Source organism: Nodularia sp. UHCC 0506 (assembly GCF_034931045.1).
Classification (GTDB): Bacteria; Cyanobacteriota; Cyanobacteriia; order Cyanobacteriales; family Nostocaceae; genus Nodularia.
In genome coordinates this window covers 340232-351125 of the sequence record NZ_JAYGHH010000001.1, presented here as the reverse complement: position 1 = coordinate 351125, position 10894 = coordinate 340232, and the positions used below count along the sequence as shown (strand labels likewise).

The window sequence follows — 10894 nt, the reverse complement described above, 5'->3', positions numbered from 1 at the left end:
TTGATGGAACTTCTAGTATGACGGTTAGCTATTTTTACGGCGATCTCGGCTAAGTCTGGATGACGACCAATGGCGCGTTCGTTGATACTGACTTTACCGTTGAGAGCCATAACTTGACCTGATGCACTCACGGCTAGGGGATTAATTTCCACTAAATCCAAATCTTTCTGCACAAATAGCTGGTACATCTTCTCAACCACCGAGCTGACAGACTGCATTAATTTACCTTGCAATCCCATTTTTAACGCTAGTTGTCGAGCATAAAAAGGAGAAAATTCTTGTTCCACAACAACGTGATACATTTTCTCTCCTGCGGATTCCCAATCAACATCGGCTTCTGTGCAACCTAAAAGCACTGGACGACAGACATCTGTATCTAAAACTACGGCTAAATAAAATTCTTGTTGACTAATATACTTGGATTCTGCCAGTAAAACCTCTGGTAATTCGCCCCAAATCGGCAGATTAAAAACTGTTTGTGCGGCGGCGATCGCATCAATTGTGGTTTCAACAAACCTGACTCCACCAGCCTTTGCTCTTTCGCCAGCATACACCTGAGACTTCAGTACAATTGGATAGCGAATTTTTAAACGTTTCAAATCTGTGGGATGGTCAATTCGTTGGGAAGGCAATACGGGAATGCCTATCTTTCCAAACCATTCTTTAACTTGGTACTCCAATAAATCCATTTACCTGCACCCTATTATTTACACTTTTAAAGGCATTTGTTTGGTGCTGTTTTTGACTTTTTATAGCACTATATTTACGTATATTTACTTTTTTCGTCTATGATAAATAATTTATTTATTATGTATTAATTCTATCGGATTCCGTCACCGATGCAAATTAGTTTTGGAGATAAAAATATGACTCCAGTACTTCCTAAAAGTCATTAATATTTACCGTGAATTTGCCAGCATATAACAAAACCAGCATTAATGTCAAAAAAGTTGGGCAATATATCTTTTTTCTGCCCTCAGAACTATGGGAAATGCAACTTTCACCAAAGGCTGAGAGGACTTTAGCCCCAAGGGAGATCATTGTCTGCAAATTTAGATGTAAAAATGTTAACAATCGTCACCTCCGCTACTAACTAACTTCTCTTACCCTGGATGCTAACGCGACTTTACTTCTTTTGACTTCTGCTGAATGGTATTGTTCATCTGAATCATCAGTCAGATTTAACATTTTGGTAAAAAATCTGAATTTGTGTTAAAAAGTTGTTCTATCAAACACCGTAGGTATACTGTATTTCCATCTAATGGTGAGAAGATCAATTGATTCTCTTGATCGTGGTTAATTACACGGTTCATCTGCATTCTATCAACGCAAATGTTTGATTGCACCCTTGCCCAGATAAATAAAACAATATATAAAACCAGCAGTAACGCTTTATGAAAGTAGCAGTTCAGCAGGAAGACTTACAACTATTAGCCAGAATATTGCAAGAACAAGTTCTTGCAGAAATTCCCTCTGGCGAAGTCTTCCAAATTAAATGTGCTGTCAACAAAGACGAGTTAATGATTTTAACGCAACATCCAAATGGTGTGACTGTTGACACTCAACATATCTTTGTCGTCCTATCAGAAGCACTCCAGTTGTCACCAAACTACAAGAAACAGCAGGTGCAATGCTTTATCCGCATATTTGGGGAAAAACTTCCTTATGCTAAATGTTCTTTCATTATGAAGCAAAAGGAGGATATGAAAGGATCAATATCTCCCTCATCTTCTATAACCTACACTCCATCTACTACTAGTTACCAAGAAGAATTGTTTGATTCTTTGGTAAGTACACCGGATTTGTGGAATACCCAGTCACAACGCCCTGTTAAATCTCTACTCTTAGGGATAACTTTGGTAGGAATTTCTGTGTTTAGTAGTAGCTTTTACTTGCTAAGTCGTCCTTGTGTGATGTCTGAGTGCCAAGAAATTCAAACTGCCCAACAATTAAACTTAAAATCTAGACAACTGATACGTCGTGCTAATTCGGCAAATCAATTAGTAGCAATAGACCAGCAATTAATCACAGCCAGCAACGGCTTGTCAGTTATCCCTCGTTGGTCATCGCGCTATCAACAGGCTCAAGAGTTAAAAGCTAGTTTGTCTATGCAGTCAGAGAAAATTAACCAAGTATTGACAGCTTTACAGGCGGCCGATGTGGCAGAGAAGAAATCTCAAACAACTGCCAATAATCTAGAAGAATTACAAGATATACAGTATTCATGGCGACAAGCGATCGCACCCTTGGAGGCTATATCTCCCAATAGCGAACTCTATGGCCTAGTACAACCAAAATTATCAAAGTTTCGGGTGAATTTGCAAGCTATAAATCAGCAATTATTAACCCAAAACCAATGGTTAAAAAAACTCAATGATGCCAAAGCTGTAGCAAATGTAGCCGCTAAACGCGAAGCCAGCGCCAAAACTTTGAATGATTGGCAACAGGCACAGTCTACTTGGCAAATAGTTATTAATGCTTTAAATATTATTCCCTCTACTAGTCCAGCCTACCCAGAAGCCCAAGAACTGTTATTAGAGTATAAACCGCAATTGGCTAGGACACGCGATCGCGCCACCATCAAACAAATAGCAGCTAGAAGTTATCAACAAGCTATCAGCACAGCTAATCAAGCCAAAACCTATGAACAAAACAATCAATGGCAACTAGCAGTTACATACTGGGAGCAAGCTTTACGAAATATTCAACAAATATCTCAAGATAGTCTTGACTACAATCAAGCTCAAAGTTTGATTCCAGCTTACTCAGCCTCCCTCCAGGCAGCACAAGCAAAAGTCCAAACCCTGAATAATCTCCAAAAAATTCGTAATGACTTAGAAAAAACCTGTTCTAGAGAAATTCGGATTTGCACTTTCACCATTAATAACACCGGAATTGCTGTATCCCTCACTCCTCAGTATGAAAAGCTGCTACAAACCACATTATCTGAAGCCGATCTCAAGACGACAAATCACTGGTATATCTTACAAGAAGCTTTAGAGGTAATTGGTGATAATGGTAATTTGCCAGTCTTTATTTACGATACCCAAGGTCAAGGAATCTATACCCATATACCGCAAGGTTAGTGATTGCAAAACTCGATCATGAGTCAAACGCCGGATCTTTACATAGGGCTTGCTGTTCGCGTAGCGTGCCGTTAGGCATAAAACCACTTAACTTATACAAATTTTTGGCAATTGTTGTCATGAAGTTACAGGATATGAGTCTACTACGGGAGGATTTTCGGTCTGTCGTGCTTTCCACTTTTCTGTGTTGCCGTTGCCAAAAATACTGAAACAATGGAAGTAGAAGCTAGATTCAAATATAAACTATGCCGGAACTTCCTAAAAGTCTTGAAGAAGCGATCGCGCAATCTCGCATCGCTACCCAAGCAGCCCTTGCAGATGGCTACACTCGCCTACAAGTTGATTTTTTGTTCCCAGAACTTAAACTGATGCCCGTAGCGGAACAATTTTTATCTTTGTTTGCAGAATATGATTCCCGCCTGAAAATTTTCTTTCCTGATGCTGGTGGTGCAGCCCTAGCTAAACGTGATTGGGCAGGTACACCATTTAATATATTGGATATCGGTACAGGTAGGGTGGCTTCTTTACAGTCGAAGATTCAGCCAGAGGATGAGATTTTCTTATTTATCGCCCCCACTGCTGTAGAGGTTCCCCAAGTGGAAAAACTATGTGAAAATATAGGCGATCGCCCTTTTGTAATGTTAAATCCTCGCCTAGAAGATTCGGGGGTTGTGGGTATTGGTTACACAGCCAGACAAACCCGCCAACGTTTCATTAGCACTCTGGAATCTTGTTACTACCTGCGCCCTGTAGATGATACCACGGCTGTATTTCGTTGCTATCCCGGATTATGGGAAGTATGGGTAGAAAACAATGGTGAGTATCAAAAAGTTGCTGAATTATCGAAAAGACCAACGGGTGATGAGTTGGATGTAATCGCTATGCAACGACAACCACAAACAGGCACAGATGCTGCACCTGCGAAAAAGCCTAGTGTGTTTAAGAGTTTACAACGCTTTTTCAAGGCGTTAAGTAGCTAATCTCAAGACCAGAAAAATTAACCACAGATGAACACAAAGACTAAATATTTGTGTTTCTGTGGTTTCAAGCCATTTTTGCCGTATTTTTGCCAAAATTCTCCTGTCTAATCAGCTTGGGTTTGGGTGCAATGTTACCTTCAGAATTATTCAATTCAACGAAACTGTCACCAGTCTCCCTAGTTTTGATGAGTATTTGTTGCTAGTTTGTCAGCTTGCGATTCCGATTACATTAATCCCATCTGCTGCACAACTTCTCTAAAAATTAAATTTTTTAATTATTTTTTTGGCTTTGGTCTAATTTAGATTTATAATAAATAGCAAAGATAACGATAGCGTACATAATAATAAGCTCAGAGGCTAACTAATGTTGGCTAGCTGGTTATTGCTGCTGGTCTGGACAGCAGTGTGGGGCTAGCAGCAAAAATAAAGTTATGGCGAACAGCTAGTCAAATATGAGGCTAGTTCAATTCATCCTAACTATTTAGCCACCTACCTCAAAAGAATTGGGGTGAGGTCTAAAAGTGTATTTGTTTGTACATTCATTTTGTAACAAAAACTGCTGGGGATTAGCCATATCTAATCTGCCCTAAATTTGCAGTTTCATCTATTAAGTGACCTAATTAACGTACTTAAATGTATTTCCCAGCATCCGAGAATTTGGATGTTGGCAGCAAGGTACATACACTAAAATTTTCTAACTTCTCGCACATTTTTACCTTGAGTTCAGCAACATGAAAGACTTTGACTGTATATTAAATATTTGCATCCTATCAGTAGCCTATCTAGCCAGTATTTACTTGTGGATAGCGTTTTCTCAGCATTCAAATGAATGACTAATACAGGACTTATGCAAGAACTCTCTGAAACCCTCTTTACTTCTCCCAAGGGGAGACGCTACGCGGTAAGCGAAGCTATGCCGAAGGCTTTACGTGTCCTTTGTGGTATGCGCTTCGCGCACGCTACGCGAATGTTTTTTCATAATTTTGCGTAAGTCCTATAATATTGTAACAAAACTTATATAATAAGATTTTTGACTTCCGCAGGACGGTGCTAGGTTTCTGAGAGCAAAACTAATCAATCACCAGAGGCGCATCTGTAAGCAGGGTCAGCGCCGATTCTTGTGCGGAATTCAGCTAAAGAGAAAATTGCATCATTCACGGGATAAATGTTAGATTTATTACCAGAAATTACTACGTTTAAAGAAATCACAATTGCCTTGCTAGGGCTATTCGTGGGAGCTTTTATATTCTTAATTTTTCGGTTAACTTTCCTATGGGTTAAATTACTCTTGAAACAACTAACTTTCTGGCAAAATAAAGATATTTATCAAAAAATAATTAAACCTAATGAGATTTTAATAATTTCTGTACTTGTAATTCTTACCATTGAATTTATTTCATTACTATTACCGGCAAATAGTTGGACTAAAACTTTAGAAATTATCATCAGTTTAATATTAGCGATCACCACAAGTTTATTAGCTTCTAAATCATTTAAAAACTTCTTTGATTTTTACCTATTAAACGCTGCTTTTAAAACTGGGCAGAAAATTAGCAGTGAATTTCTCATTCTTTTTAAATGGATAGCTAATATCATCATTGTTTTTATTGCTATTCTAGTTTATGCCCAAAGTCATCAAATTAATCTTTTAGGATTACTAGCTAGTTTAGGAATTGGTGGTTTAGCAGTAGCCTTTGCTGCTCAAAAAACTTTAGAGCAAGTTTTGGGTGGTATTGTGATTTATCTTGACCGCCCCTTCGTCATTGATGATTACATCGGACTACCTGACGGTACTTTTGGCAGAGTTGAATCTATCGGCTTGAGATCCACTCGCATTCGTACCTCTGGTAAAGGAACAGTAGTCATAGTTCCTAATAGTTCCTTAACTCAAGTAAATATTGAAAACTTTACTGGGGCAAAAAAAGTTATGTCCATACTTTATTTGACCTTCTATCGAGCTATCAGCAGCGAAGAAAGAGCGCTAATTCGGCAAGTTATTTTAGAAAGTACAAATGGTATTTTTGGACTGGATTCGCGGAACACCGATGTAAGTTTTAAAAATATTAACAATCTCCAAGACCCAGATAAAAGCCAAGCCCAAGTTTCTTTCTTTATTTTAGGTTCTGGAGATGTTTCAATGGAATTGCGCCGTCAACTTTTAGATTTAGCTACTCAAAGCATGACTCAATATTTAAAAGAATATGGGATTGCATTTGAGATAGAAGAACCCACAATTTATGTTGACTCACCGATTACCATTTAGACATAATGAATAACATTTCACAGATTATCCTGGACTTTTTTCAGCGCGATAGCACAATATTATTCCTATCTCGATTTGGCTTATTTTTATTGTTTATTCTGCTATCTGTACTAGCTGGGCGATATACTCCTACGTTGCTGAGAATTATTATTAAACGCTTTGCACCGCAGCAGGTAGCTAGTATTTATAATAATTTAATCGAACCTATTAGAAACTTATTTAGAATAGCTGGTACTTTAATTCTCACTTCTTTATCTTTAGCATGGATTATCGAATATCAATCTATATATAGATTAATTTCACCCATTATAGACTTAGCTGTGATTGTTAGTCTGGCTTGGCTATGTTCTCGTTTATTTCGGCAATTTATTCGAGTGTATGGCATTGAACTAGTGGGTAAATTAGGACGAGAAGTAGACGAATTACTTTTAGTATTTGAGACTCTAGCAAATGTAATGATTGGATTTATTGCTATTATTGCTTTTGCTCAGAGTCAACAATTTAATTTAATTGGTTTATTAACTGGTTTGGGTATTGGGGGGTTAGCGATCGCATTTGCGGCACAAAAGACATTAGAGCAATTGTTAGGAACGATTGTCTTGTATTTAGATAGGCCGTTTATTCCTGGAGAATATATTCGTTTACAGAAATCTCCCCAAATTCCTGAAGGTTTATTTGGCAGAGTGGAATCAATTGGGATTCGTTCTAGTAAAATTCGGACTGCGGCTAAGAGTACTTTGTTTATTATTCCTAATTCGATATTAGCCAACTTAGAAATTGAGAATATTACACGAGGTAAAAAAGTCATGGTTTTACTCTACCTCGATTTTGTTAATGTCCTAGAACATCAAGAAAAAGCTTTAGTTGAGCAAGTAGTAGCCGAAAGTACTAACTCACTGTTTGGTATAGATCCAGGAAGCACCAGTATTACTTTTTTAAATAATCACTCGCCAAAGCAAACAACTCGCACCAGAGTGACGTTCTTTATTTTGGGTTCTAGTGATAACTCTCTACAATTACGTAAACGTCTACTGGAGTTAGCAAATGAGAAAATTTCTAAAAAATTAGTGACTTTTGGAATTGAGTTTACGATGCAAGAACCAACAATTTATGTAGATTCCCCAGTTACACTTTAACAGTTATTAGTTATTTGTTAAAAGAGATAATTGGAAGTATTGAAGATTTTCTCTAAATTCAAAAATGCTTGGTACTATCGACTGCACAAGCTGACATTACTAATCTGTGCGCCTGCTGTAAATTCATTGCAGGTGCAATATGAGCAACTTGTAGGGTAGTATATCTAGGTTCATCGGCTAACCTCTGTAACGCTGCTGCTATGGGAATGTTTGTTTCTTGTGAGGTAAACAGAGTTACAATCTTTTCTACTGCCACTGTTTTTCCTGGAAAGGACTCAAAGGTAGTTACCAATGTGGCAGAATCAGCAGTATTTTTTACGCATATAGGTGCGGTATCATCACCATCTATCACTAACTTTGCAGCCATTCCTAGTTGAATACCTGAGTTAATAGTTTGACTTTGCAGCCAGATAATGCGCTCAATCCCACCTTGGTTTAAGGTTCGCCAATGTCGCACGCCTTGTGTATCTGGTTTAGGATCAAATCCAACTTCAACTGTGATATCACCTTCAAAATCTATAGATGTGATGTGACAACGGATTGCTGAAATATGTTGGTCTGCTAAACTGCTAAAACGTTCAAAGTGAAAGTCTAGGGTATAACCTGCTGGACTACGCCAGCGTACATTACGGCTGATTAAACCTAAACGTATATCCAGCTGACGTTGATATTTGATAATTTCACCACTATCTAGACTAAAGCGTTCCCCTGCGACTGTTATTACTAATGGCAACCAGTTGGGGCAATTCATCAGTTCTGGATGAGCGATCGCCACATCGTCATAAACACTGTAAATCATTGTGGCTGGAGAATTCTGAGGATATCCTTCCTCTAAAGTTCCACGGGTTCCTAAATAACCATTCCCAAGAGTAAAAGCCGTTTCTTGTTGATGTAGTTGGGTGGCGTTGAATTCCGTTTCCACAACCTTCCAGCAGGTAGCGTTAAGACCGGGCTGATTTTTTAGAGAATTTTCCACAGATACATCTAGCATGGTCAAAAAATTTATATTTTCCAATAGGATAAAATTGCATTCATCAAAAATGTTAAAAAATCCTGATCACCAGTAATGTCATAGAAAAACTTTATCTTCCCACCAACAAAATTTTTTTAAAATTTCATCCTTCTAAAGTTCGGTTCCATTTATAGCTCATGTTACAACATTATAAATGACAAAACTGATACATTTTTATTTATTTTTTATGTATGATATGTGGTTCTGGTGAATACCAATTAATAAATTTCCATGAAGAAAAATTTTAGTTAAACTTACGGTTGACTACTTACGATTATCACTAGTAATAACACCATCTTTATTACTCAGGTAATTTTGAACCAGCAGCAAGAGAATAGAAAAAGGGATACTTGAAAATTACCCTTGGCGATCGCCTAAGTTTGACAACTTGTCTTTTGACAAATCCATAAAGTTAAGGTAAATTTCCGCACTAGAAATGTGCCGCAGGAATTGATCAGAATGCTAGATTTGTCACTCATCACCATCCTGGGGTTCTTGGGTAGTTTTGGACATTGCTTTGGAATGTGTGGCCCCCTAACTGTGGCTTTTTCCCTTTCTCAGCAGCAAACAATTCCATCAACAACTTCCCATGAACAACCATCACCCCAGAAAACACTGAACTCGTGGCAACAGCAATTAAAATTTCATATATTACTGAATCTGGGGCGAATGTTGAGCTATGCACTAGTTGGTGCTGGCATCGGGGCGCTGGGTTCTGTCTTACTGCAAGGTGGTCAGTTTGCGGGTGTAGGCAGTGATTTCCGGCGCTGGATAGCAATTATTACAGGTTTAATGCTAATTTGGTTTGGGTTAGGGCAAGTAACACCAGACTTGCTGCCGAGAATACCTGTATTACATCCCTTACTACAAGGACGTTTACATGATCGTCTAAGTACAGGGATGGTAAGGCTTTCTTACAAAACTAGATGGTGGACACCCATACTTTTAGGCATGACTTGGGGTTTAATGCCTTGTGGTTTTTTATATGCTGCTCAAATTAAAGCGGCGGAAACAGGTAATTTATGGCTGGGTGGAGCAACTATGTTGGCTTTTGGGCTAGGAACCTTACCCACTATGCTAGGTGTGGGTGTTTCCACCTCTTTAGTAAATAAAGATAGGCGCAGTCAGTTATTTCGTTTAGGCGGCTGGGTGACACTCACCATCGGCATACTTACTTTGCTGCGGACTGGTGACACAATGGTAGATTACAGTGGACACGCTGCATTAGTCTGCTTAATCTTGGCACTAATTGCCCGTCCCGTTAGCCGTTTGTGGGCTGCACCCTTGCGTTACCGTCGAGGTTTGGGAGTAGGTGCTTTTGTACTGGCGGTGGTTCATACTACCCATAACTTCGCACATTCTTTACAATGGCAATTTGCGGCTTTCTTCTTTTTACCGCCAGATTTTCAGTGGGGCATGGCGGCGGGTGCTGTAGCATTAGTCTTAATTACCCCCGCAGCTTTCACTAGTTTTGAATCACTGCAAAAATATTTGGGTAGGCGTTGGCGACAAATCCATTTATTGAGTGTACCAGCTTTACTTTTAACTGCCATTCATGCTGTATTGATTGGTTCTAATTATTTGGGTTCCTTGCAATCAACATGGAGAAATAAATTAGCGGTAGTGTTGATAATAATTATCACCTTGGGTGTGTTATTGGTGCGTTCACCTTGGTTTTGGTCAAATTTAAAGATAGAGAAGTTTTATGTACCCCCAACTAAATCGTCGTAGCAGGTTTTATCAAATTCCCAGAATTATCTATTATTTATTATTTTGGGGTTGCTTAGTTATATCAATAATTATTACTTATCCCACTTCTGCCCACCAGGTGCAAATATCTGAAGATGTTGGTGCTACTATCCACATTGAACCGAATGATAATCCTCGTGCGGGAGAACCTACTCAAGCCTGGTTTGCTCTTACCCGTAAAGGTGGTGAGACGATTCCCTTGGCGCAGTGTGATTGTGAATTATTGATTTATGCCGAACCCCATATACCTGGGGAACCAGCCTTAATAGAGCCATCTTTAGAACCTGTGACAGCTGAACGTTATCAAGGTATTCCTGGTGCAGAAATTAATTTCCCCAAGCCAGGACGGTATCAGTTACAGCTAACTGGTAAACCGACGATTGAGGCTAGTTTTAAACCGTTTCAATTTAAGTTTGAAGTTACGGTGGCAGCAGGAACCGCCAGAAAACCGGAAAATGTGCAAGATGTCAATAATAGTAATGCACAGATTCAAGATATAAATATTCGCTCAGAGTTTACTATTACGGTGTTAGCCCTGGCGATTCTTGTAGCTTTAGGCATTATGTTTTATTTCCTGTGGGGGAAAAAAGGGCGATAGAGGAAGGCGGGCAAGATGCCCACCCCACAAGAGTTGTGCTATGCGGTCAGACTCAACACTCAACACTCAG

The 10894-nt window shown here is 38.9% G+C and carries 7 protein-coding genes and 1 pseudogene; 6 read left to right on the top strand and 2 right to left on the bottom strand.

Annotated features, from left to right (window positions below):
• Positions 1–689, bottom strand: a 689-nt coding sequence (locus VB654_RS01550) for an ATP-grasp domain-containing protein (RefSeq protein ID WP_323211574.1), incomplete at its 3' end; no start/stop codon positions are given.
• A gap of 705 nt (positions 690–1394) precedes the next feature.
• Between VB654_RS01550 and VB654_RS01545 the strand changes: the two genes are divergently transcribed.
• The 4 genes from VB654_RS01545 to VB654_RS01530 all read left to right on the top strand — a co-directional run bounded on the left by VB654_RS01545 (position 1395) and on the right by VB654_RS01530 (position 7465).
• Positions 1395–3086, top strand: coding sequence for a hypothetical protein (locus tag VB654_RS01545; RefSeq protein ID WP_323211573.1), 1692 nt, complete (start codon positions 1395–1397; stop codon positions 3084–3086).
• Between the two features lie 245 nt (positions 3087–3331).
• Positions 3332–4066, top strand: coding sequence for a DUF1995 family protein (locus tag VB654_RS01540; RefSeq protein WP_323211572.1), 735 nt, complete (start codon positions 3332–3334; stop codon positions 4064–4066).
• 1165 nt (positions 4067–5231) lie between these two features.
• Positions 5232–6329, top strand: a complete 1098-nt coding sequence (locus VB654_RS01535; protein ID WP_323211570.1) for a mechanosensitive ion channel family protein — start codon at positions 5232–5234, stop codon at positions 6327–6329.
• Between the two features lie 5 nt (positions 6330–6334).
• Entirely contained in the window at positions 6335–7465 is a 1131-nt protein-coding gene (locus VB654_RS01530; RefSeq protein ID WP_323211568.1) for a mechanosensitive ion channel family protein, read from the top strand.
• A 133-nt stretch (positions 7466–7598) separates the two neighbouring features.
• Here VB654_RS01530 and VB654_RS01525 read toward each other — a convergent pair.
• Positions 7599–8456 (bottom strand): annotated as a pseudogene (locus VB654_RS01525) (glycoside hydrolase family 65 protein); the annotation flags it as partial.
• A gap of 480 nt (positions 8457–8936) precedes the next feature.
• On the opposite strand from VB654_RS01525, the gene VB654_RS01520 reads away from it, so the two are divergent.
• Together VB654_RS01520 and VB654_RS01515 are read left to right on the top strand one after the other, a co-directional pair.
• A complete protein-coding gene (locus VB654_RS01520; RefSeq protein ID WP_323211567.1) occupies positions 8937–10208 on the top strand; it encodes a sulfite exporter TauE/SafE family protein in 1272 nt (423 codons plus the stop codon).
• Positions 10183–10824, top strand: coding sequence for a hypothetical protein (locus VB654_RS01515; RefSeq protein ID WP_323211566.1), 642 nt, complete (start codon positions 10183–10185; stop codon positions 10822–10824). The genes VB654_RS01520 and VB654_RS01515 overlap by 26 nt, the downstream gene beginning before the upstream one ends.
• Positions 10825–10894 lie beyond the last annotated feature (70 nt).

What these genes read in the sequence shown, in the direction of transcription:
- VB654_RS01520 (WP_323211567.1), top strand. Translation starts at nt 8,937, where the DNA reads ATGCTAGATTTGTCACTCATCACCATCCTGGGGTTCTTGGGTAGTTTT.
- VB654_RS01540 (WP_323211572.1), top strand. Translation starts at nt 3,332, where the DNA reads ATGCCGGAACTTCCTAAAAGTCTTGAAGAAGCGATCGCGCAATCTCGC.
- VB654_RS01530 (WP_323211568.1), top strand. Translation starts at nt 6,335, where the DNA reads ATGAATAACATTTCACAGATTATCCTGGACTTTTTTCAGCGCGATAGC.
- VB654_RS01545 (WP_323211573.1), top strand. Translation starts at nt 1,395, where the DNA reads ATGAAAGTAGCAGTTCAGCAGGAAGACTTACAACTATTAGCCAGAATA.
- VB654_RS01535 (WP_323211570.1), top strand. Translation starts at nt 5,232, where the DNA reads ATGTTAGATTTATTACCAGAAATTACTACGTTTAAAGAAATCACAATT.
- VB654_RS01515 (WP_323211566.1), top strand. Translation starts at nt 10,183, where the DNA reads ATGTACCCCCAACTAAATCGTCGTAGCAGGTTTTATCAAATTCCCAGA.